The sequence below is a fragment of the Ruminococcus sp. D54t1_190329_F1 genome, assembly GCF_015551645.1.
Classification (GTDB): Bacteria; Bacillota; Clostridia; order Lachnospirales; family Lachnospiraceae; genus Blautia_A; species Blautia_A faecis.
The window spans coordinates 22,116-44,242 of sequence record NZ_JADNDC010000011.1; the positions used below are offsets into that span (position 1 = coordinate 22,116).

Genomic DNA, 22,127 nt, shown 5'->3' on the forward strand with positions numbered 1-22,127 from the left:
AGAGTTGGATTAAAATGTTAGAAAATATTCTTGTTGTATATCTGGTTTTCGTTAATATTGCAGCATTCGGGATGTATGGCATCGATAAACAGAAAGCCATCCGGAAACAGTGGCGCATCCCGGAAGCCCAGCTTCTTGCGGTGGCTGCCATTGGCGGTTCCGCTGGAGCTCTTCTTGGAATGCAATTTTTTCATCATAAAATCAGAAAATGGAAATTCCGTCTGGGTGTGCCGTTAATTCTGGCAGCGCAGTTGATACTGTGGAGAGTCTTGCAGTAGACGGTGGATAATTTGTTTCCAAAATGAATTTCCGGTGGAAAACAGGACGAAATTGTTTTTGGATAGCAAGAAACAGAATTGTTTACGGGAAAGGACTGAAAAAAGGAGATGGGAATTTGGAAGGACAGGTTATAGAGAATGCAGTTCAGGAGACTGTCCAGGAAACAGTGGATAAAGTAAGCTCCAACTGGGATCAGATCAAGGCTTACTTTAACGGTCATATTCCGGATTTGATCAGCTTCGGAATGAAAGTGGTTCTTTCTATTGTAGCTTTTTATGTGGGAACAAAGCTGATCAAGTGGCTGCTGAAAGTTGCGAAGCGTTCCATGGAAAAGGCCGGCATAGACATGGGGGTTGCCCAGTTCATCTGTTCTTTTGGAAAATTTTTGCTGTATCTGATTCTGATTTTTAATATAGCTACTAATTTCGGTGTGAAGGAATCTTCAGTAGCAGCTCTTCTGGGAACTGCCGGCGTTACCATTGGTCTTGCTTTGCAGGGCGGTCTGGAGAATCTGTCTGGCGGCGTTATGCTACTTTTGTTTAAGCCATTTCAGGTAGGAGATTATATTATACAGGATCAGGCTGGTGGGACGGAGGGAACCGTATATAAGGTTGAGATGTTCTATACGACCCTGATCACCATTGACAATAAGCATGTAATCATTCCAAATGGAAAATTATCCAACAGCACCATTATCAATGTAACTGCGCAGAATTTGCGTAACCTGGAAATCAAAGTGGGAATTTCCTATGATTCTGATATTAAGAAAGCAAAAAAGCTTTTGCAGCACATTTTACAGGAAGATCCCGGAACCAAATCGGACAAAGACATGCTGGTCTTTGTAGACGAACTTGCTGACAGCGCCGTAGTCATGGGGCTTCGCGTCTGGGTTCCCACCGATAAATACTGGAAGATCAAATGGCGGCTGAATGAGAAAATCAAAGAATCTTTTGATGCCAACGGAATTTCTATTCCGTATCCGCAGATGGATGTGCATGTTGTGGAGGCAAATAAAGACAAATGATAATAGATATATAATAGAAAATATGAAATAAATGTACAAATAGATTTCCTATTGAAATTATCCTATTTCTATTGTATAATCCACCATGAAAAGAAAATTTCTTCGGGGCAGGGTGATCGAAATCCTTGGAAATCGAAATTCCCTACCGGCGGTATAGTCCGCGACCCGCTTTGGCGGCTGATTTGGTGAAATTCCAAAACCGACAGTAAAGTCTGGATGAGAGAAGAACGCGCAGAATATTTAGATCGGTTGATTTTTTTGTACGTGCTCATTGCCCCGGAAGAGATTTCGGGGCTTTTTATGTGGTGATTTTAACGTTACTGGTGAACAGTAACCGTTACTGTTTACTGGTAACATTTTAATCCCATACTTGCAGAAATTTTCTTTAAATATTATAATTTAAGGAGCAATGAGTATGAGCGAACAAGTAATCAAAAATGGAAATGTAATGGAGCGAAGCCGCACCAGAACCATTGCCCAGGTAGCAATGTTAGGCGCTGTGGCAGGTGTGTTGATGAATTTTGAGGTACCGCTGCCATTTCTGGCACCGTCCTTTTATCAGTTGGATTTCTCTGAGATTCCAGCACTGATCGGTTCTTTTGCAATGGGACCTGTAGCAGGTATACTGATCGAACTGGTGAAGATTCTGGTACATCTGGTAACTAAGGGAACTATGACAGCAGGCGTTGGTGATGTGGCAAACTTCCTCTTTGGCTGTTCTTATGTAGTTCCAGCCGGACTGATCTATCGTTATCAGCATAAGAAGACAAGAACACATGCAGTGGCAGGTATGGCAGCTGGTGTAATTCTTACCACAGTGCTTGCATGCTTTGTAAACGCATTTGTACTTCTTCCTGCATACGGCAAGGCATTTGGAATGCCGGTACAGGCATTTATTGAAATGGGTGCAGCAGTACACAGCGGTGTAACCAACCTTCTTACTTTTGCAATTATGATCCTTGTACCATTCAATTTATTCAAATACACATTAACCTCAGTGATCGTGTTCTTTATTTATAAAAGAATTCGTGTGATTCTTCGCGGTGACTGATTCTCTGTTCCTTGGTGAGATCTAGATAGACCTCTGACCAGAACAGCAAGAACTGACGAAAAGAGGTTCCTATGGGAAAAATCAACAGCATTACCAAACAGACAGATAATCGTTATGTAAACCTTTATAATGTAAAAGCCACCAGTGTGCACAATACCCCGGTAAACTATTTTGTGTCTTCCCGTGCAAAAGATGTAGACAGCTTGAAAATGGTGACACATAAGAACAATCCGGACGGTGTGATCATTTATAGCATTTATGGCGAAAAACATGACAAAGTGGTGTTGATTCGCCAATATCGTTATACATTAGGCGATTATATTTATGAATTTCCAGCTGGTCTGGTAGAGCCGGATGAGAATTACCATGAAGGCGCAATTCGTGAAATGTACGAGGAAACCGGACTGAAGCTTGATCCCATTCCGGTAGCAGAAGCTTACCAGAAGCCTTATTTCACTACTGTAGGAATGACAGACGAGTCTTGTGCGACTGTATATGGATATGCCAGCGGCGAAATCAGTTCCAAGGCACAGGAAGATACGGAAGAGATTGAAGTGATTCTGGCGGACCGCGAGGAAGTGAAGCGGATTCTGAAGGAAGAGAATGTAGCGATCATGACGGCATATATGCTGATGCATTTTCTGGAAGATAAGGAACCATTTGGATTTTTGAATAAGATCAGATAATAATAAAATCCCCGGAAATCCGGGGATTTTATTATGTAGCAGGAAATTCTGTTGGAATTTCCAAGCCCTGCCGGGCAGGATTCTTTTTATTCATAGTATTCAATATCCTGATCGGAGGTATCCTCCGTATAGTTTCCTCCGTTATCGGAACCAGAACCATCTCCATTATCAATATAATCCCAGTTCTCATCGTTATCTTGTCCGGAATCATCGGAGGTATCTTCTGTATAATCCGGAATATCGGAAGTGTCACTTCCTGAGCTATCTCCAGAATCCTCAGTAGGATAAGTGATCTGGTCGCTTCCTGAAGAATCACCGCCAGAAGAATCATAGCTGTTATCGTAGGAACTATCTCCCTGGCTGTAATCGTAAGTCTCGTCATAATTACTGTCCTGACTGTAAATTGGAAATTCTTCCTGCTGTGCAGCTTCCGCTTCTGCAGCTGTTTCAGGAGCCTCTGTTAATGTGGTCTTGGCAGTTGGTACTCTGTTTTCTTTGGGAACGACTACGGAAATTCCCACCATGGCCACACTGAGCAGAATCGCAGTGGATGCAATGTGGAACTCATCTCTGTATTTCATAAGCTTTACACCTCGTAAGTATCTTTTCATTAATGCTTTAATGTTCTATGCTGAATGGAAGCATAATATTTCTTTTAACGATATTCAACAGATACTCCCATTATAACATATCTGTAGATGATTTTGTAAAAATAGTGTTGGAAATATTTCAAACATGCTCTGGTATCGTTTTTTACAATACATATCCATTTACATAAACTATAATACGAACAACTTAAGAAAAAGAATCAACAACGTAAAAGACAAAGGCGTCTGCAATTTATTTTGCAGGCGCCTTTTTGGCGATGAAAGTCCCGGACAGCAGATTTGTCCGTCTATCAAAAAGGGGGAAATACCATGGGTACACGTATTACAGAGCATCCGATTTTAGGAGTACCGCAGAAGGGAAGATTAGTAAATTTCACATATGATGGTCAGAAGATTCAGGGGTATGAAGGGGAACCAATCGCAGCGGCATTAAAAGCGGCGGGAATTTTGATCCACCGTTACACGAAGAAGGAGCATACGCCTCGAGGAATCTTTTGTGCGATCGGACGCTGCACGGACTGTGTTATGGTTGTGGACGGAGTTCCAAATGTGAGAACCTGTGTAACCCCGCTGAAAGCAGGAATGAAGGTTCAGACACAATATGGTGTATCGGCAGAACCGTTTGAGGAACAGAAAACAGGAGGACAGACAAGATGAAAAGATATGATTTGATCGTAGTTGGCGCAGGCCCGTCTGGTCTGTCAGCAGCAATTGAGGCAGCAAAAAGAGGATTGAAGGTAGTTGTATTTGATGAGAATGAAAAGCCTGGCGGACAGCTGTTTAAGCAGATCCATAAATTCTTCGGTTCCAAAGAGCATAAGGCAAAGATCAGAGGCTTCGTCATCGGAGAAGAGCTTCTTACAGAGGCTGCCAAGGCAGGTGTTGATGTAGAACTGAATTCCACAGTCATTGGAATGTATCAGGATAAAGAAATCGTGGTAAAAAAGGGAGAAGAAATTTTCCATTATAAAGGAGATGCCATTATTATTGCCACAGGAGCTGCAGAAAATATGGTTACCTTCGACGGCTGGACTCTTCCGGGTGTGATCGGAGCAGGCGCAGCACAGACAATGATGAACCTTCACGGTGTAAAGCCTGGCAGCCGGATCCTGATGCTGGGAAGCGGAAATGTTGGTCTGGTTGTCAGCTTCCAGCTGAAACAGTGTGGCTGTGATGTGGTTGCACTGGTTGACGCGGCACCGAGAATCGGAGGTTATGGCGTACATGCTGCAAAGGTTGCCAGAACGGGAGTTCCATTTTACCTTTCCCATACCATTGTGAAAGCAGAAGGAAAAGATCATGTGACAGGTGTAACGATTGCGGAAGTTGACAATCATTTTCAGTTTATTCCAGGAACAGAAAAGCATTTCGACGTGGATACCATTTGTCTGGCAGTTGGTCTTTCCCCAATGTCACAGCTGTTAAAAATGGCCGGCTGTGAGATGGAAGACAATCCGAAGCGCGGTGGCCAGGTGCCAATCGTAGATGAGTATGGGGAGACCTCCATTAAAGGAATTTTCGTAGCGGGCGATGTATCCGGAATCGAGGAAGCAAGCTCCGCCATGATTGAGGGAAGAATTGCTGGAATTGCAGCTTCCAGATATCTTGGCTACATAGAGGAGGCAGAACTGGAAGAAGGGGCAAAGGTAAATGAGGCAGCCCTTGACGGACTTCGCCAGGGCATGTTTGCCCCTAAGAACAGAGGCAGGCTGATTGAAAAGACAGAAGAGGGAATCGATGTTTCCATGAATCTTCTCACAAAAGGCTATGTGGCAGATGAGGAGATCGAGCGTTTCCCAGGTGTTACCCACAGAGCTGGTGTTCATCCGGTGATGGAGTGCACACAGAACATTCCCTGCAACCCCTGTCAGGATGCATGTCCAAAGCACTGCATTAAGATTGGGGCACATATTACCTCCCTTCCGGCTGTGGAGGAAAACGCCACATGTGTTGGCTGCGGAATGTGCGTAGCCTCCTGTTCAGGACAGGCCATCTTCCTGGTAGATGAAACCTTTGAGCCTGGTTTTGCCACAGTCACCATTCCTTATGAATTTCTTCCTTTGCCGGAAAAAGGGGAAAAGGGACTGGGACTTGGAAGAAACGGCCAGCCGGTTTGTGAGGCTGAGGTGGTATCGGTAAAGAGTGTGAAAGCCTTTGACCATACCAATCTTCTTACTATAAAGGTTCCAGCAGATATGGCAATGAAGGCCAGATTTTACAGAGCAAAATAAGGCGGAGGGATTGTATGATGGAAAGTATTTATGATAGAACCGTTCAGCTGGGAGAATACGTCCCGGAGCCTGACGATGACAGAATTATATGCAGATGTGAGGAAGTAACAAAAGGAGAAATCAGACGGGCAGTTCATGATGGAATGTTCACCATCACGGAAATCCGAAGATATCTACGCTGTGGAATGGGGCTTTGCCAGGGACAGACCTGTGCCAAACTGGTAAAAAGGATCGTGGCGGCAGAGCTTGGAGTTTCCCCGGCACTTCTGGAACCGGCAACCTCAAGAGCTCCTATGAGACCCTTAGAGATGAAAATTTACGCAAAGGAAGGTGAGGACGATGAGTAAGACAGCAGATGTGATCATTGTGGGAAGCGGCGTAATTGGATGTGCCGCAGCCTATTATCTGGCCAAAAAGGGGACTTCCGTAATCGTCCTTGACCGTGATGAGAGTATTGGAAATGGTGGTTCTGCCAGAAATGGAGGCGGTGTCCGTCAGTCAGGCCGAGATCCAAGGGAGCTGCCACTTGCCATGTATGCAGTGAAAAATATGTGGCCGGTTCTTTCCGAGGAGCTGGGAATCAATGTGGAATATCACAAAGAGGGCAACCTGCGGCTTGGAAAAACAGCTCGTCATATGGAAATCCTCCAGGGGCTTACAGACCGGGCAACTGCCTGTGGGCTGGATGTAAAAATGATCGATGGAAAAGAGGTTCGGGAAATCAATCCTTTCTTAAGTGATGAGGTAATTGGAGCCAGCTGGTGCGCTACAGACGGACATGCAAACCCTCTTCTGACCACTCTGGGCTATTACAGGGCAGCAAGGAGACTGGGCGTTCAGTTTTTCACCGGGGAAGAAGTTGTGGAGCTTCAGAAGGTGAAGGGAAAGCTGAGAAAGGTTGTTACGCAGAAAAACGTTTACGAGGGCGATAAGGTAATTGTGGCGGCTGGTTATGCCAGCAGGAAGCTTCTTGGTACTGTGGGAATTGATGTTCCAATGTCAAATGATCTGATCGAGGCGCTGGTTACAGAGGCAGAGCCGAAAATGTTCGGTCAGATGCTTGGTACTGCGGATGCAGATTTCTACGGACACCAGACAGACCATGGCTCTTTTGTATTCGGCGGAGCTTCCGGATTTGAAACAGTGAATAAGGACAATGGACATAATATGACTTCGGGGATTACAGCTCCTTGTATCTGCCGTGGAATTATGAAGTATATCCCGAAGCTGGCAAATGCAAAGATTGTAAGGACCTGGGCTGGTTATGAGGATGTTTGCATTGACGGTGTACCGGTTCTGGGAAATGTGGACGAGGTACCGGGGCTGATCGTGGCCTGTGCATTTACCGGACATGGATTTGGAATTTCACCGATTGTGGGAAAATTGCTGGCGGAGACGGCACTGGAAGAGGAGACAACGTTGGATCTGTCAGCGTTCAGGTATGATAGGTTTCATGCCGCAATTTAAAATAAGCTAAAAATTTCACACGTTAAAATGCTAGTGTACAAAAATAAAAAGATGTGCTATACTCCATCCTAGCGAAGCCAAGCGAAATAAAGCGGCTCCTGGATGAGTATATATTTGACAGCTACAGACTCAGAAGGGAGACATGGATATGGATGCTAAAATTGATTTTTTATATTTAAGTGAACCGGATATGATCAAAGCAGGTGTGAAGGATATGAAATCCTGCGTGGATGTGATGGAGGATCTTTTGATTACATTATATAAAGGCGACTATGTAATGGGAGGTGCTAATCATAATTCCCATGGCTGCATGATCATGTTCCCGGATGATCCACAGTTTCCAGGAATGCCGAAGAATGCAGATGACAGAAGATTTATGGCAATGCCGGCGTACCTGGGCGGCAGTTATCAGATGGCTGGAATGAAATGGTATGGTTCCAATGTAGAGAACAAGAAAGTGGGATTGCCCAGATCTATTCTTATGATGATGCTGAACGATAAGGATACTGGTGCTCCACTGGCGCTGATGTCAGCAAATCTGGTAAGCGCTTACCGTACCGGTGGAATTCCTGGAGTTGGCGCGAAATATCTGGCGCGTAAAGACTCCAGGGTAGTGTCCATTATCGGACCTGGTGTTATGGGAAAAACATCTCTGGCAGCTTTCGTCAGTGTCTGCCCGAACCTGGATACGGTAAAAATAAAGGGAAGAAGCCAGCGGTCTCTGGATGCTTTTACCAGGTTTATCAGGGAGGAGCTACCTCAGATCAAAAATATTGAGATCTGTGATTCTGTGGAGGAAGCAGTAAAGGACAGTGATATCATCAGCTTTACCACAACTGTCCGCGATGATGTTTCTTCCTTCCCTTATATTAACGGAGACTGGATCAAAAAGGGCGCGCTGGTCAGTATGCCGTCAGCTGCAAGATTTGACGATGATTTTCTTGCAGGCTGTAAGCTGGTGGTAGATAACTCCAAGCTTTATGAGGCCTGGGAGGAAGAGTATCCTTATCCTACCTATCCGCAGGTTCAGATCATCGGAACCAAGTTCACAGACCTGAAGCATGATGGAAAAATTGAGGCAGAGGATATTATCGACATTACAGACATTATTGAGAAGAGACATCCGGGAAGAACAAGTGATGACGAGATTATTGTATATTCTGTAGGAGGCATGCCAGTTGAGGACATTGCCTGGGGGGGAACCGTTTATCGCAATGCAGTGAAGCTTGGCATCGGAATAAAATTACCGCTGTGGGACAAACCGGAGATGGCGTGAGGAAAGGCTCCATAGCGGTGAATTTCAGGAGCTGAGCCTATGGAAGACAAGAAAATCGTAACCCCGGTGCAGCCTTATCTGACACTGGATGCGGAAGATTATCAGGAATTATTGAACAGAAGAATGGGAATTTCCAGTTTTTATGAATTTAATGTAAAAAATGGAAACTCAGGGAATTTTCGGGCAGTTCCAGATGGGAGCACAGATCTTGTTTTTGGAATTGGAGAAAAAGATGTAAAAGTTCTGGTTGGTGGAACGGTGCTGAAGGCAAAGAACTGGGAGTTTGATGATGGTAGATATTATTTTGGGGCAAGATTTTTGCCAGGAAAATGTATTTTGCCAAAATCTCTTTCCATAAAAGAAGTGGTAAATGCAGACATGGAGATCGACCGGAATGAGTATGGAAGCGGACTTACGGAGTGCCTGGCGGAGGCGGCGGATGTGAAGCAGAGGGCGCAGATCCTGATGCAGTATCTTTCTAGCAATCAGGGAAATCATTCAAAGGATTCTGCACATGTTCTGGAAGAATATATGCGGCAGAGGATTTACGCTACAGATGGAAATATTTCCATTCAGATGCTAAGCCGTGAGACAGGATATTCTGAGTGTTACATCCGCAGAGTGTTTAAGGAAATCCATGGGATCTCGCCCAAAGAGTTTGAGCGGTTTATCCGTTTTCAGGCTTTTCTGGGAGAAATTACCAAGTCGCCAGAGCAGGCGGGAAGTGAGGAGACGGCTCTGAACTGCGGGTATTATGACCAGTCTCATATGCTGAAGGATTTCCGGGCTTTTGCAGGGACCACACCGGAGAAATATAAAAAGTATCTGGCGGCGAAGGACAGAAGTAAGAACTTAGCAGCGGGGAAAATAGAATAGAGAGTTTAAAATTCCAATTTTAGGATGAAAGATAACGGGAATAGAGGATAAAGATATTAATCTGGCTGGAGGATGATTGTTATGGAATTATCAAGAATTGAGATTATCACAGGAATGTCAAAATTTAACGGATTGAAATCTGCTTTGAGCAAGGCTGGCGTTCGCGGAATGACAGTGACACAGGTGCTGGGATGCGGTATTGAGAAAGGCACTAAGGAATATGAAGTGGATGAAAACTATGAGATGGAGCTGCTTCCGAAGCAGCAGATTGCGGTGGTTGTAGAGAAGTCCAGGGTGCCGGAGATCGTGGAGCTGATCAAACAGGAGCTTTATACAGGACATATTGGTGACGGAAAGATTTTTGTTTATGATATTACAAACGTGATCCGTGTGAGAACTGGCGATGAGGGAATCGATGCACTATAGAGCGTGTTTGAAAAAGGCTTTCTGCAAGCTATTCAGACAAAGCGCCAGCGTTATTCCCCTCAGACCGGTGCAGCGCGATATTTGATCAGTAATGAAGGAGAGTGATTCAGGATGGAAGAAAAGGACAGAACTTTGGGACTGCGAAGTGTGGTTTCCATCTCAGTGGGACTTGTTATTGCGACCAGTTGTCTGGTTTCTCTGGGACAGGGAGCCGGAAGTATTGGTGTGGTATTTATCGGGGCGATGGTGATTGCCTGTCTTTTAAATATGACCACGGTGGCATCGCTCTCTGAGCTGAATGCTCTGATGCCAAATACCACAGGAGGTCTGGCTCAGTATACCCTGGCCTGTATGGGACCTTTTCCGACACTGATTTCTATGGTAGGCGGATACTTGATCTGCAATATCATGTCATCAGGTGTTGAGGCTTCTATTTTTGCTTATGCTATGGCATCTACCATTCATCTGCCGATTCCAAGCCTGATGTACACCTTCATTATGACAGTAGTGGTTATGATAGCCAACCTGTACGGTGTGGATATGTTTGCCAAGATCCAGGATCTGGTAGCATTTCTTCTGGTCGGTTCCATGCTGATCCTTGGAGTGATCGGTATGCTGGGACTTGGTACTGGGGAAGTGGTGCATCAGCCTTACAGTATGGCTACGGATTTTAAAGGTGTTGTGTCCACCATAGCAGTGGCATTCTGGCTGTTTATCGGAGCGGAATATGTAATACCGGTATCTAAGAATGTGAAAAATGCCAGAAGAAATGTCCCTCTTGGAATGATGATCGGACTTGCCCTGATCTGTCTGGTGCAGTCTGTGATGGTTCTTGGTTTCCATAACTATACACCCTGGGCGGAACTGGAAAATTCCGCTGCACCACACCTGCTTTATGGTGGAAATCTTCTTGGTAATGCGGGAAAAGTGTGGATGACGTTTGTCTCGGCACTCGCAGTTGTAAGTACCCAGAATTCTACAGTAAACGGTCTGGCAGGAATCTGTCAGGGAATGGCGAAAATGAACATGATGCCTCGTGTTTTTGCAAAAACAAATAAACATGGGGTTCCGTATTTCGGAGTTGTATTTGTAAGTGCATTTATTTTCGTATTCGCAGCCCTCAGTGATGGCTCATCAGATGCCATTTCCTTCCTGATCCTGGTTGGCTCTGTTTTCTGGATGATCTCTTACATACTGGCTCATATTGATGTACTGATTTTGCGAAAAAGACTTCCAAAGGCACCTCGTTCCTTCAAGGTTCCCTGTGGTCCTCTTTTCCCAATTATCGGAATCTGTGGAACAGTATATATGATTCTGAATATTTCTACAGATCCTGTAGAGCGGAACATGATCTGGCTGGTAACCGGCATTACCTTCCTGATGCTTGGTATTTACTCCTTCTTCTGGATCAAATACAAGATGAAAATGCCCGTATTCAAAAGCGTGCCTCTTCAGAAGGTTATGGCCATGGAGAACAGTATGTATTATACCATTCGGAAAAGGCGGGGAATGTGGCGGTAATGCGTAGAATGCGGTAACAGATAAATAGTTTATAAAGAATGAGACGTTTTCTTTTCTGGCGAAGAAAGAGAACGTCTTTTTTGGCTTTTTAGAATTTTTGTAGATAATTTGAAGGCAGAATAGTCACAAAGACTGGATAAAATAGTCAGTTTGTGTTAAATTATAAAGGAAAAACAGTAACTTATTTATCTGCTTTTATAAGTTTTTTTGTGGAGGGAACGGATAAGAACAGATAGTATAAGAATATAATTTCTATTATAAGGAAGGTGAGCAATTGGAAAATTATACTAAGTACAAGCTGAAAAGCAGTGATGAGCTTGCATCAGTGCTGAACGGCAAGGACAACCTGTTTGTGATTGCCTGTAATAAGTGCTTTAAGGAATTTGAGACGGTTGAGGAACCGGATTGCGATGAATTCCTGAAGTTTGCCAAAGAACAGGGAAAGACGGTCACAGGTAATGCGAAAGTTGATTTCTTATGCAATAAAATGCACACAGAAAGAAAATTGCAGGACCTGCTTCCGGAAGGAACAGAGAATGTGGTAGTAATTTCCTGTGGCCTTGGTATTCAGACTGTTGCAGATCTGGCAGGTAAGCCGGTTGTTGCTGCAAGCAATACCCTTAACTACAGAGGTCATCATGGCATGGCACTTACCAAGAAGAGCTGTGATGCATGTGCACAGTGTTATCTGAATATTACCGGTGGTGTCTGTCCCATCGTTGACTGTTCCAAGAGTCTTGTGAATGGTCAGTGCGGTGGAGCAAAGAATGGAAAATGCGAAGTAGATCCCAATAAGGACTGCGCATGGGAGAAAATTTACCAGAGACTGGCGAAACAGGGACGTCTGGAAGAATTCCTCAATCAGCCCGTACAGGTTCGTGATTTCTCCAAGGTTAATTTCAAGGTGATCAACGATTATGTGAAATCAATCAGAGAAAACAGATTAGATGGTTACTATGGCGGTGTTCATCCGTCAGAGCGCAAGGAATTCAGTGAGCACATTGCTCTTAAGAAGTTCCCGGATCCGAAGACAGTTGTAATTTCCATGTCTCAGCATCTGGGTGCTCCGGCGAATCCCATCGTTCAGGTTGGTGATACAGTAAAAGTCGGTCAGAAGATCGGCGAAGCTGCTGGATTTATCAGCGCTCCTGTACATTCCAGCGTAAGCGGAACGGTAGTTGCTGTTGAACCTCGTATGCACGGCACAAGAGGCAGTGAAGTGATGGCTGTTGTTATTGAATCGGATGGAAAAAATACTCTGCACGAATCCGTACAGCCACATGGAGACCTTGACAAGCTTACTCAGGATGAAATCATTGATATCATTCGTGAAGCAGGAATCGTTGGTATGGGTGGTGCAGGTTTCCCGACCTGTGTCAAGCTGAAACCGGCGAAACCAGTTGATACCATCCTTCTCAATGGATGCGAATGTGAACCGCTTTTGACAGCAGATCACAGAGTACTTCTTGAGTATGCAGATGATATTATTTTTGGTCTGCGAGCAGTTCTTAAGACAACCGGTGCCCAGAAGGGTATCATTGTTATTGAGGATAACAAGCAGGATGCCATTGAATTAATGCAGGAAAAAGTTGCCAATATCGGAGATATGGAAGTATTTGTTGCCAGAACCAAATACCCACAGGGCGCTGAGAAAACTCTGATCAAGCGTGTTATGGGCAGAATTGTTCCAAGCGGCGGTCTTCCGGCAGATGTTGGTGTTGTAGTAGATAATATCAGTACAGTAAAGGCAATTTCAGATGCGATCCAGACAGGAATGCCTCTGATTGAGCGTGTTGCAACTGTTACAGGTGAGAAGATCAAGAATCCTGGAAACTTTATCATCAAAATTGGTACAAGTGTAAGAGAGTTGATCGACTACTGCGGTGGATTTACAGATGAGGATGTTCTGGTTAAGATGGGCGGACCAATGATGGGATTCCCACTGAATACACTGGATGTTCCTATGATGAAGGGATCCAACGGAATTATTGCCATTGATACAGATGAGACAAAAGAGCAGCCATGTATCAAATGCGGACGCTGTGTAGATGTCTGTCCGATGGAACTGTCTCCGCTGTACTTTGTAAAATATGCCAAAGATGAGAACTGGCAGGGCATGAAAGACATGAACGTTATGGATTGTGTTGAGTGCAGATGCTGTCAGTATATCTGTTCTTCCAAGATTCCGATCATCGACAGTATTAAAGCCGGAAAAAATGCAGTAAGGGGGATGAAGTGATATGTTGATTACCCAGTTAAAAGCAAAAGAAGCAATCACATCACTGACAGCCGGAAAAAAAGTTTTCATTATTAACTGTCATGGATGTAAAGAGGTTCATTTTCCGGAAAAAGAAGCTGTTGAACTTCAGAAGGAGCTTTCCGCTGAGGGAAATGTGACAGGAATTATGACTACTGATTATATTTGTAATCCGGAGAACATGGAGCTGCGTCTTCAGAAACATATGATCAAAATTCAGGAAGCAGATCTGGTTCTTGTATTTTCCTGTGGTGTTGGTGTGCAGACAATTTCTGAATATCTGGAAGATAAGATGGTCTGTGCTGCCTGTGATACATATCCGGTACCTGGTTTCCAGGGAGTGACACCATTAGAATATAAATGCGATCAGTGCGGTGAGTGTTATCTGAATCTGACAGGTGGAATCTGCCCGATCACAGCATGTTCCAAGAGCCTTGTGAATGGTCAGTGCGGCGGTTCCAAGAATGGAAAATGCGAAGTGGACAGCGAAATGGAGTGTGGATGGGAGCGTATTTACAGACGCCTGAAAGAGATTGGACGCCTTGATGTGCTGAAATGCCCGACACAGATCCACAATTTTGCTACAGATGATGAAGTGAAATAAAAGGTTAATCCTAAATTTTTAATGATTGGAGCAAATATAATATGAAAATGAAAGAATTATTCGATCGTGGTGAATTTGCAGTTTCAGCAGAAGTAGGACCGCCGAAAGGAATCCATGTAGATGAGCTGGTAGAAGAAGCAAAAACATACCTTACAGGTGTTCATGCAGTTAACGTAACAGATAACCAGTCTTCTGTTATGCGTCTTGGATCTCTTGCAATGTGTAAGGTTCTTAAAGATGCAGGCATGAATCCCATTTTCCAGCTTGCATGCCGTGACAGAAACCGTATCGCTCTGGAGTCTGATCTTCTCAGCGCAGCTATGTTCGGTATTGACAATATTCTCTGCCTTACTGGTGACCATACCAAGATGGGTGATCATCCACAGGCAAAACCGGTCTTCGACCTTGATTCCGTATCCCTTCTTCACACAGTGAAGCTTCTGGAGTCCGGTGTGGATCTTGGCGGAAACCAGCTTGTTGGAGAGCCTCCGAAATTCTCCAAGGGTGCTGTCGTGTCTCCATGCAGTGATTCTGTTGATGCACAGCTTGCGAAGATGGAGAGAAAGGTTGCAGCAGGCGCTGACTATTTCCAGACACAGGCTGTATTTGAGCCGGAGAAATTTATCAAATTTATGGAAAAAGCAAAACAGTTCGGAAAACCTGTACAGGTTGGAATTATTATTCCGAAATCCGCTGGAATGGCGAAATTCATGAATAATAACGTTGCCGGCATTCATGTTCCGGATGAGATGATCGAGGAGCTGAAGGCTGACAAAGAAAAGACAAAAGCTGGAATTACCGGTGTTGAGATCGCTGCACGTATTATCAAAGAGTGTAAGCCATACTGCCAGGGTGTTCATATCATGGCACTTGGCTGGGAGTCCAAGATTCCGGATCTGCTGAAATTAGCCGAAATCTAAATTTCGGAACTGTTGGAATTAGCTGAAATCTGAATTTCGAATTTGCTGGAAATAGCTGAAATCTGAAATTCGGATCTGCGAAAAGCAGCTGAAATCTGAAAATTAAAATTACACGGGCCGTCTGAAACATGAACGCAGGAATCTGCGTTTGTGGAGGATGGCTCGTTTTTTTTGTAATTTGAAGAGAACTTGCCCGTTTTGTTTCGTAATTGGAAATTATGACGCAATAGAAATAAAAATAGAATTGTTTTAAGGGGAAAGAAACGATATAATTTTATTATTGGAAAATGATGGGGCAGGAGGAAAATTATATGGAAACAAACTATGCCAAAAGTGCATACAGAACCTTTTTATTCTGGGGAGTATGTTCTTCTCTTGGGGTTACCGTATCCACCCTTGTGGATGCAACCCTGGTAGGAAATTTTATAGGCAGTACCGGACTGGCTGTGGCTAACATTGCTACACCGGTATTTCTGCTTTATTTACTTATGGGAATCACCCTAGGCGGCGGTGCAGGCGTCTTAATTGGGAAAAAACTTGGTGAAGCAGATCTGAAAGGTGCAAATCGGGTTTTCGGCTCCGTATTAAGTGCAGGCCTGATAACAGGTGTGCTTTTCGCAGCAGTATCTCTCGTATTTCGCAGCGCATTATGCAGTCTGCTTGGTGCCACACCGGAGCTTTTGCCACAGGCCCTGCAGTATCTGACTGTGGTATTTGCTTTTGCCCCGATTTATGTAGTGTATAATATTCTTTCCATAGCAGTGCGTACAGACGGCGCACCAAAGCTGGCTGCCATTTCTTCAGCTGGCGTTATTGTCACAAATTTAAGCCTGGATCTGCTGTTTATGAAAGTGCTAAACTGGGGACTTGTTGGGGCTTCGGCGTCTTTATGTATTGCGGAAACAGTAGGAACTCTGATTCTGCTTACTCATTTTTGGAACAAGCAGGCGCTTTTAAGCTTTCATTTTCACATTCCCACCTGGAATCAGATCAAAGAATATGTGGAAAATGGATTTGGCGTAGGCTCTGCATTTATTTTCCAGGCAGTGGTTATGCTGGTGTTTAATACCATGCTGTTAAAGGAAAATTCTGAAAATGGCACTTTTTCTGTGGCTGTATTTGGTGTTATTTATACCATGAGTACCATTCCGGGGGCCATGTTTGACGGTGCCGGAGCCGCGGCATCTACGGTTATCTCTATTTTAGGCGGTGAGAAGGACTGGAAAGGAATGCTGGCAGTGTACCACGATGGACTGCGGATCGTTGCAGCTGCAGGAATGATTATGGCATTGTTTTTTGCTGCCGGCGCAAAGAATATTCTGGTTTTCTTTGGTCTGAATGATGGCCAGGCATTGGAAACAGCAACAGTGGCGTTTCGTATTTACGCATTAAGTGTTGCTCTGGCAGGAGTGAATGTGGTAACTACATCTTTCTGGCAAACAATAGGAAAGACAAGGTATGCTTCCGGGTTATCTGTTTTACGCAACTTCATTCTCATGCTGGTGGCCGGATTTTTGCTGATTGAGAAAAAGGGTATTGTAGGGCTTGCGCTTGTGTATGTGATAAGTGAGGGAGTTTGCCTGCTGCTGGTTTTTGCAATACAGATATTTGGAAAAATAAAAGATTACATAAAAGAAAAATACAGTTTTACCAACCGGGTTTTTGAGGAATATTATCCCATCGAGGAAGGCAGTATGGAAAAAATGTCCCAGAATCTGGAAGGGTTGTGCGATGAATGGAACTTGGATTTTAAGCAGTCGTTTTTTATTCATCTGATCGTGGAAGAACTGCTTCTGAACATTATGAAATTTGGCATCGGCGAAACAGATAAGAAATATTATGTATCTGTAAAAGTAATGGACAACAATGGCGAATGTATACTTCGGATTCGGGATAATGTCAATTCTTACAATCCCTTCGACCTCCGCGGAGATGAGGTTGACCGTGCGGTAATGGAGATGATCAAGAAAAAGGCGAAGTATTATGAGTATCAGAGAAAGCTGGTGTTCAATTATCTTTATGTGACGATATAATTTCCCTGATCCAAAAGGGAAATATTTAAGTGTTACAAATCGGGAAGTACGAATGATGCTTGAAAATATGATAAGAGACTGGTTTTCAGACGAAAATGTACCATATAATGAATTTGTACGCGCATTGCTACGTGGTGATGTGAAAGAAATGAATCATTATAGGAATGATATTTCTATGGCAACCTTCAGCTTTTTCAACGTAGGCAGTTCCAAAAGTACTTTAAATGCAAAGGCAGACAGGCCAGAGCGCTTCAGTATGGACAGCACCCTTGGTGAGACTGTGGCAGAACCCCTTGCAGTAGAAATGTTCAATCAAATGGAACCGGGAATGCTGGATGGTCCGATGATCCAGTTTGCGTATGGAATGACACTGGCAGAGCTGATTGGAGCTGCACCGCAGGCGAAACCGATGTATGAAGCTGTTGTAAATGCATTGAATGCGGAATGTAAAATTAACAAATAACAGCTATTTATCCCACTTTTCTTTCCGATATTCTCCAGGTGTCACCTGGTAGTGTTTTTTGAAGGCTCTGCAAAAATAATCTACATTGTGAAAACCGGTTTCGGCTGAAATGGTGCTGACTTTTTTCTCTGTATGGGAGAGTAGGAGGGCAGCCTGTTTCAGCCGATAGTTTATTAGATAGTTAACCGGCGTGATGTGAAGATAGCTCCGAAAAAGATTTAAGGCAGAGCTTTTGCTGATCATAGACTGTGCAGCAATCTCATCCAGGGAAAGATTTCTTCTGTAATTTTCGTGAATAAACTGCATCATCAGCTGGAGTCTTGCGCGGTTTACAGAGAATTGTCCAGTGATTTCCGGTATAGTGGAAAGGTCTGTATGCTTGTATATTTCCAGCCAAAGCTGCTGCATAAGGGCAGAGGTCAGAAGATGGCAGGAAGAACCGGAAGTCTGCGCAGAAATAATCCGCTTCATAAGATCAAGAACTTTGGCCTGCCATGAAATCTCCCTGCGAAAAATCCAAAAAGGAATATTCGATGAAATGATAGGCTTCACATAATTCTGGTAAATATAGCTGTCTGTAGCTGCAAGGAAAGAGGGCATGCAGAGAAAGTTTGGGATGACAGCATCCACAGGAGAGGAAAAACGGTGAAGGAATTTGGAATTAATAAAAATGCCGCTGTCAGCTGGCAGCTTCAGCTGTTTTTCCCCAATCCAGACAGTTACGGTTCCTGATTGAACATACACAAATTCCAGCTCCGTATGCCAGTGCCAGTCTATGCAGTGAAAATCAAACTGGGCTAAATGCTCATAATAGTAGCGAAAGGGATAGTCCTGGCTTCCGTGGGGAATGGTCTCCATTAAATTTTCGTCGGTAATAATTTTGGTATATACGTTGGTTTCTTTCATATCTTGTTTATCCTCAAATCGAGACCTGGAGCCTGTTTGAAAATCATTCCCGCAATCTGCTCGTCCCACTTTGCGGTATATTTTGCAGAAAACCTTTTTCGAACCGCTCTGGGAAGTGCCCCGAAAAAATAGAAAATTAATGTTTTTACGATATTATACAATAAAAATCAGAAATAATCCAATGAAAAACACATTTAAATATAATATAATCCAATAAGACAAAAATCTTCTTTAAAGAAGAAAAAAAGGAGAACCAATCATGCCAAATTACCAGAAAACCAAACGAGCCTGTTATATGGGCTTTATCACCCAGGCTATAGCAGCAAATTTTGCACCTTTGCTGTTTCTGAAATTTCACACAGATTATCATATTTCCCTTGGAAATATTGCACTGATCTCCACCTGCTTTTTCTTTACCCAGCTGCTGGTTGACTTGTTTTGTGCCCGATTTGTGGACAAAATCGGATATCGCGTGTGCATTGTAACCTCTGAGATCAGTTCCGCTTTAGGACTGGTGGGGCTGGCATTTCTTCCGGAGCTTTTGCCAGATCCTTTTATGGGAATTATCATCAGTGTTATTGTTTATGCTGTTGGAAGCGGACTGATTGAAGTGCTGTGCAGTCCTATTATGGAAGCATGTCCTTTCAAAAATAAAGAAGCGACCATGAGTCTTCTTCATTCCTTCTACTGCTGGGGCTCTGTGGGAACCATTGCAGTTTCCACCCTGTTTTTCGCAGTTTTTGGAATGGACAGCTGGAAGTGGCTGGCAGTTTTGTGGGCAATCGTTCCGGCCGTTAATGTTTACAACTTTGCCACCTGTCCCATCGAACATCTGGTGGATGAAGGGGAAGGCATGAAAATCAGGGAACTGTTTCGTAAGCCTGTGTTCTGGATTGCCGTGTGTCTGATGGTGTGTTCAGGGGCATCAGAGCTGTCCATGTCCCAGTGGGCATCTGCCTATGCAGAGGCGGCACTTGGACTGTCCAAGACCATTGGAGACCTGGCCGGTCCCTGCATGTTTGCCATTACGATGGGAATCAGCCGTATGATCTTTGGAAAATACGGAGATAAAATGGACTTGATGAAATTTATGGCAGGATCCGGAATTTTATGCGTATTCTGCTATCTTCTTGCATCCCTGTCTTCTAATCCGGCAGCAGGACTGATTGGCTGTATTGTATGCGGATTTTCCGTTGGAATTATGTGGCCTGGCACTATTAGTATTTCCTCTCAGAAATTTCCAGCAGGCGGAACTGCCATGTTCGCCCTTCTTGCTATGGCAGGAGACCTTGGGGGCAGCATAGGCCCTGGAATTGTCGGCCGTGTCACCCAGAATGCCGGAGATAATATCCGCGTGGGTATGGGCGTAGGCTTGATTTTCCCAGTGGTGCTGCTGGTGATGGTTTTTCTGCTGAAAAAGGTGAAAGTAGAGGAAAAATAACTGATATTTGAAAATCTACAGAGGGTTTAGAACGTGTTTGAAAAAGGCTTTCTGCAAAAAATTTCCATAAAGCAGGGAGTACAGATGGTGGGAATGATTTTCAAACACGCTCTGAAATATAATAGGAAGGCTGAGGTATTATTTAAAACGGGTTGGCGTAAATTAAAGATAAGTATATTTTGAGTATGCATACGCTGCAAAATGGAGGAAATATGCCAGATCAGAAGCTGGATAATCTTTTGAACCTTGCGCTGGATGCCACAGAAGAGGAAAGAGAGAAATCCCGAAATCTGAATGTGGGGTATGAGAAGCAGACACGAAAGTGGGAAATTATTGTGAAGTATAGTGAAATGGGTGATTCTGTTGAGGCGTTGCTTGGGGGACCCGAAATCTCCGTGGTCCCTCTCCTTGGCAGGTATGCCATTGTGACGCTTCCTGAAAGTATGCTGGATGAATATTCTCGGCGTCCCCAGATAGAATTTATAGAAAAGCCCACTCGTTTGTATTTCGAAGATCTTTTTTCGAAAGAGGCAAGCTGTATTACCCAGGTACAGCGCAATGAGCCGGGAAATCTACGGCTGACAGGGCGCGGCGTGTTGATCGGAATTGTGGATTCCGGGGTGGATTACAGGCATCCCGCATTTCTTACAGCAGATGGAAAGTCCAGGATTCTGCGTTTGTGGGATCAGAGCATTCCCGGTAATCCCCCGGAGGGCTATGCAACAGGAACTGAATATACCAATGAGGAAATTAATGAGGCGTTGTCCCTCTCTGTGCAGGAGGGGCGGCGCCTTGTTCCGTCTGAAGATGTAAGCGGTCATGGAACCGCTGTGCTTGGAGTGGCAGCTGGCAGCGATTTTTCCCGTGGGGCAGTGAACCGGGGTGTGGCATATGAAAGTGACCTTCTGGTTGTAAAAATGGGAATTCCAAGACAGGATTCTTTTCCAAGAATTACAGAGCTGATGCAAGGCGTGGATTATCTGGTTCGGCAGGCCATACGGCTTGGAAGATCAATTGCGATCAATTTAAGCTTTGGAAATAATTATGGCTCACATAGAGGCGATTCTCTGCTGGAAACTTACCTGGACAATGTGTCCGGCATGGGGAAAAATGTGATCTGTGTAGGAATGGGCAACAATGGAAATGATGCTCTGCATACCGGAGGAAAGCTTTCGCCAGGTGAAATCCAGGAAATTGAACTTGGTGTTGGTGCCTTTGAGCCTACCTTAAATGTGCAGCTTTGGAAAAATTACGAAGATGAGATGGAAATCTATCTGGAACATCCAGCCGGGGAGCGTGTTGGCCCCCTTTTTGAAACACTGGGCGCCCAGCGTTGGCAGGCGGGAAATACGGAACTTCTGATTTATTATGGAAAACCGGCACCGTATCATGTGACGCAGGAGATTTATGTGGATTTTCTGCCGCAGGATGAGAAAACCCCCTATGTAGACAGCGGTGTGTGGAAAATAATCTTAGCAGCAAGAAATATAAAAAACGGGGAATATTTCCTGTGGCTTCCAGGTGGCAAAACGCTAAACCCAGGCACAGCCTTCTATCTTCCACGTCCTCAGGGAACCCTTACAATCCCTGCCACTGCCAGACGCGTGATCAGCGTCGGCGCCTACGACGCCCGTCAAAACACCTATGCTGATTTCTCTGGCCGCGGCTGTCGTGCCCTCCCCTATCCAAAACCCGACCTTGTCGCTCCCGGTGTTGATATCTATGCTCCCCGCTCTGGTGGAGGCTATGCATCCTTCACTGGCACTTCCTTTTCCACGCCTTTCGTTACCGGTGCAGCCGCCCTCCTTATGGAATGGGGAATCACCCGCCGAAAAGATCCCTACCTCTATGGCGAAAAACTAAAAGCCTATCTCCGTCGTGGTGCAAAAGCCTTGCAAGGATCGGAAAAGTTGCCAAATGACTTAATCGGGTGGGGGGAGGACGTTATAATAAGGTTACATTGAAGAAAGTCAGTAAAATCAAGTGTTTCCGTTCATTTTCCCAACACAGAAACGAAGCACTTTCACCATGATTTTGAAGAAAATCTGCCCGGGTTGG

At 44.4% G+C, this 22,127-nt stretch carries 21 protein-coding genes and 1 riboswitch; of the genes, 19 read left to right on the forward strand and 2 right to left on the reverse strand.

Translation table 11 applies throughout. From position 1 onward, the window contains the following. The first annotated feature begins 14 nt into the window (after positions 1 to 14). From I2D69_RS06625 to I2D69_RS06640, 4 genes are all read left to right on the forward strand, one after another. Entirely contained in the window at positions 15 to 278 is a 264-nt protein-coding gene (locus I2D69_RS06625) for a DUF1294 domain-containing protein (protein ID WP_173770296.1), read from the forward strand. 116 nt (positions 279 to 394) lie between these two features. Then, on the forward strand, positions 395 to 1,303 hold the full coding sequence (locus I2D69_RS06630) for a mechanosensitive ion channel domain-containing protein (protein ID WP_227198926.1): 909 nt from the start codon (positions 395 to 397) through the stop codon (positions 1,301 to 1,303). A gap of 94 nt (positions 1,304 to 1,397) precedes the next feature. Further along, positions 1,398 to 1,535: riboswitch (FMN riboswitch) on the forward strand. Positions 1,536 to 1,718: 183 nt separating this feature from the next. Beyond that, positions 1,719 to 2,354 carry an ECF transporter S component gene (locus tag I2D69_RS06635; protein WP_118580386.1) on the forward strand — a complete coding sequence of 212 codons (636 nt, stop codon included), beginning with the start codon at positions 1,719 to 1,721 and terminating at the stop codon, positions 2,352 to 2,354. Positions 2,355 to 2,425: 71 nt separating this feature from the next. Continuing rightward, positions 2,426 to 3,040, forward strand: a complete 615-nt coding sequence (locus tag I2D69_RS06640; RefSeq protein ID WP_118580392.1) for an NUDIX hydrolase — start codon at positions 2,426 to 2,428, stop codon at positions 3,038 to 3,040. A gap of 86 nt (positions 3,041 to 3,126) precedes the next feature. Here the strand turns inward: I2D69_RS06640 and I2D69_RS06645 are convergent, their stop codons facing one another. After that, complete coding sequence (locus I2D69_RS06645) at positions 3,127 to 3,621, reverse strand: hypothetical protein (RefSeq protein WP_173771540.1); 495 nt, start codon at positions 3,619 to 3,621, stop codon at positions 3,127 to 3,129. 336 nt (positions 3,622 to 3,957) lie between these two features. On the opposite strand from I2D69_RS06645, the gene I2D69_RS06650 reads away from it, so the two are divergent. From I2D69_RS06650 to I2D69_RS06710, 13 genes are all read left to right on the forward strand, one after another. Then, on the forward strand, positions 3,958 to 4,305 hold the full coding sequence (locus tag I2D69_RS06650) for a (2Fe-2S)-binding protein (protein WP_118580398.1): 348 nt from the start codon (positions 3,958 to 3,960) through the stop codon (positions 4,303 to 4,305). Continuing rightward, positions 4,302 to 5,879 (forward strand): FAD-dependent oxidoreductase, encoded by a 1,578-nt coding sequence (locus I2D69_RS06655; RefSeq protein ID WP_195379614.1) that lies wholly within the window; start codon positions 4,302 to 4,304, stop codon positions 5,877 to 5,879. The genes I2D69_RS06650 and I2D69_RS06655 overlap by 4 nt, the downstream gene beginning before the upstream one ends. Positions 5,880 to 5,896: 17 nt before the next feature. Continuing rightward, complete coding sequence (locus tag I2D69_RS06660) at positions 5,897 to 6,226, forward strand: (2Fe-2S)-binding protein (protein WP_118580504.1); 330 nt, start codon at positions 5,897 to 5,899, stop codon at positions 6,224 to 6,226. Beyond that, positions 6,219 to 7,346, forward strand: coding sequence for an FAD-binding oxidoreductase (locus I2D69_RS06665; RefSeq protein WP_195379615.1), 1,128 nt, complete (start codon positions 6,219 to 6,221; stop codon positions 7,344 to 7,346). The genes I2D69_RS06660 and I2D69_RS06665 overlap by 8 nt, the downstream gene beginning before the upstream one ends. Positions 7,347 to 7,494: 148 nt before the next feature. Further along, positions 7,495 to 8,622: a tyramine oxidase subunit B gene (locus I2D69_RS06670; RefSeq protein WP_195379616.1), complete on the forward strand. Its 1,128-nt coding sequence runs from the start codon at positions 7,495 to 7,497 to the stop codon at positions 8,620 to 8,622. Positions 8,623 to 8,661: 39 nt separating this feature from the next. Next, entirely contained in the window at positions 8,662 to 9,498 is an 837-nt protein-coding gene (locus tag I2D69_RS06675; protein WP_195379617.1) for a helix-turn-helix domain-containing protein, read from the forward strand. An 81-nt stretch (positions 9,499 to 9,579) separates the two neighbouring features. Continuing rightward, the gene (locus tag I2D69_RS06680) at positions 9,580 to 9,924 is read left to right on the forward strand and encodes a P-II family nitrogen regulator (protein WP_195379618.1); all 345 of its coding nucleotides are present in this window, start codon (positions 9,580 to 9,582) and stop codon (positions 9,922 to 9,924) included. A gap of 111 nt (positions 9,925 to 10,035) precedes the next feature. Next, on the forward strand, positions 10,036 to 11,445 hold the full coding sequence (locus I2D69_RS06685; protein ID WP_195379619.1) for an APC family permease: 1,410 nt from the start codon (positions 10,036 to 10,038) through the stop codon (positions 11,443 to 11,445). Positions 11,446 to 11,719: 274 nt separating this feature from the next. Further along, entirely contained in the window at positions 11,720 to 13,684 is a 1,965-nt protein-coding gene (rsxC, locus tag I2D69_RS06690) for an electron transport complex subunit RsxC (RefSeq protein WP_195379620.1), read from the forward strand. A 1-nt stretch (position 13,685) separates the two neighbouring features. After that, positions 13,686 to 14,306 carry a methylenetetrahydrofolate reductase C-terminal domain-containing protein gene (locus tag I2D69_RS06695; RefSeq protein ID WP_195379621.1) on the forward strand — a complete coding sequence of 207 codons (621 nt, stop codon included), beginning with the start codon at positions 13,686 to 13,688 and terminating at the stop codon, positions 14,304 to 14,306. Positions 14,307 to 14,347: 41 nt separating this feature from the next. Then, entirely contained in the window at positions 14,348 to 15,226 is an 879-nt protein-coding gene (locus I2D69_RS06700) for a methylenetetrahydrofolate reductase (RefSeq protein ID WP_118071790.1), read from the forward strand. Between the two features lie 311 nt (positions 15,227 to 15,537). After that, entirely contained in the window at positions 15,538 to 17,259 is a 1,722-nt protein-coding gene (locus I2D69_RS06705; RefSeq protein WP_195379622.1) for an MATE family efflux transporter, read from the forward strand. Positions 17,260 to 17,311: 52 nt separating this feature from the next. Then, positions 17,312 to 17,722 (forward strand): hypothetical protein, encoded by a 411-nt coding sequence (locus I2D69_RS06710; protein ID WP_195379623.1) that lies wholly within the window; start codon positions 17,312 to 17,314, stop codon positions 17,720 to 17,722. A 3-nt stretch (positions 17,723 to 17,725) separates the two neighbouring features. Here I2D69_RS06710 and I2D69_RS06715 read toward each other — a convergent pair whose 3' ends face one another. After that, positions 17,726 to 18,628, reverse strand: coding sequence for an AraC family transcriptional regulator (locus I2D69_RS06715; RefSeq protein ID WP_195379624.1), 903 nt, complete (start codon positions 18,626 to 18,628; stop codon positions 17,726 to 17,728). A gap of 259 nt (positions 18,629 to 18,887) precedes the next feature. On the opposite strand from I2D69_RS06715, the gene I2D69_RS06720 reads away from it, so the two are divergent. Together I2D69_RS06720 and I2D69_RS06725 are read left to right on the forward strand one after the other, a co-directional pair. After that, positions 18,888 to 20,069, forward strand: coding sequence for an MFS transporter (locus I2D69_RS06720; protein ID WP_195379625.1), 1,182 nt, complete (start codon positions 18,888 to 18,890; stop codon positions 20,067 to 20,069). 212 nt (positions 20,070 to 20,281) lie between these two features. After that, positions 20,282 to 22,033 (forward strand): S8 family peptidase, encoded by a 1,752-nt coding sequence (locus I2D69_RS06725; protein WP_195379626.1) that lies wholly within the window; start codon positions 20,282 to 20,284, stop codon positions 22,031 to 22,033. Positions 22,034 to 22,127 lie beyond the last annotated feature (94 nt).

What these genes read in the sequence shown, in the direction of transcription:
- I2D69_RS06625 (WP_173770296.1), top strand. Translation starts at nt 15, where the DNA reads ATGTTAGAAAATATTCTTGTTGTATATCTGGTTTTCGTTAATATTGCA.
- I2D69_RS06635 (WP_118580386.1), top strand. Translation starts at nt 1,719, where the DNA reads ATGAGCGAACAAGTAATCAAAAATGGAAATGTAATGGAGCGAAGCCGC.
- I2D69_RS06640 (WP_118580392.1), top strand. Translation starts at nt 2,426, where the DNA reads ATGGGAAAAATCAACAGCATTACCAAACAGACAGATAATCGTTATGTA.
- I2D69_RS06645 (WP_173771540.1), bottom strand. Translation starts at nt 3,621, where the DNA reads ATGAAATACAGAGATGAGTTCCACATTGCATCCACTGCGATTCTGCTC.
- I2D69_RS06650 (WP_118580398.1), top strand. Translation starts at nt 3,958, where the DNA reads ATGGGTACACGTATTACAGAGCATCCGATTTTAGGAGTACCGCAGAAG.
- I2D69_RS06655 (WP_195379614.1), top strand. Translation starts at nt 4,302, where the DNA reads ATGAAAAGATATGATTTGATCGTAGTTGGCGCAGGCCCGTCTGGTCTG.
- I2D69_RS06660 (WP_118580504.1), top strand. Translation starts at nt 5,897, where the DNA reads ATGGAAAGTATTTATGATAGAACCGTTCAGCTGGGAGAATACGTCCCG.
- I2D69_RS06665 (WP_195379615.1), top strand. Translation starts at nt 6,219, where the DNA reads ATGAGTAAGACAGCAGATGTGATCATTGTGGGAAGCGGCGTAATTGGA.
- I2D69_RS06670 (WP_195379616.1), top strand. Translation starts at nt 7,495, where the DNA reads ATGGATGCTAAAATTGATTTTTTATATTTAAGTGAACCGGATATGATC.
- I2D69_RS06675 (WP_195379617.1), top strand. Translation starts at nt 8,662, where the DNA reads ATGGAAGACAAGAAAATCGTAACCCCGGTGCAGCCTTATCTGACACTG.
- I2D69_RS06680 (WP_195379618.1), top strand. Translation starts at nt 9,580, where the DNA reads ATGGAATTATCAAGAATTGAGATTATCACAGGAATGTCAAAATTTAAC.
- I2D69_RS06685 (WP_195379619.1), top strand. Translation starts at nt 10,036, where the DNA reads ATGGAAGAAAAGGACAGAACTTTGGGACTGCGAAGTGTGGTTTCCATC.
- I2D69_RS06695 (WP_195379621.1), top strand. Translation starts at nt 13,686, where the DNA reads ATGTTGATTACCCAGTTAAAAGCAAAAGAAGCAATCACATCACTGACA.
- I2D69_RS06700 (WP_118071790.1), top strand. Translation starts at nt 14,348, where the DNA reads ATGAAAATGAAAGAATTATTCGATCGTGGTGAATTTGCAGTTTCAGCA.
- I2D69_RS06705 (WP_195379622.1), top strand. Translation starts at nt 15,538, where the DNA reads ATGGAAACAAACTATGCCAAAAGTGCATACAGAACCTTTTTATTCTGG.
- I2D69_RS06710 (WP_195379623.1), top strand. Translation starts at nt 17,312, where the DNA reads ATGATGCTTGAAAATATGATAAGAGACTGGTTTTCAGACGAAAATGTA.
- I2D69_RS06715 (WP_195379624.1), bottom strand. Translation starts at nt 18,628, where the DNA reads ATGAAAGAAACCAACGTATATACCAAAATTATTACCGACGAAAATTTA.
- I2D69_RS06720 (WP_195379625.1), top strand. Translation starts at nt 18,888, where the DNA reads ATGCCAAATTACCAGAAAACCAAACGAGCCTGTTATATGGGCTTTATC.
- I2D69_RS06725 (WP_195379626.1), top strand. Translation starts at nt 20,282, where the DNA reads ATGCCAGATCAGAAGCTGGATAATCTTTTGAACCTTGCGCTGGATGCC.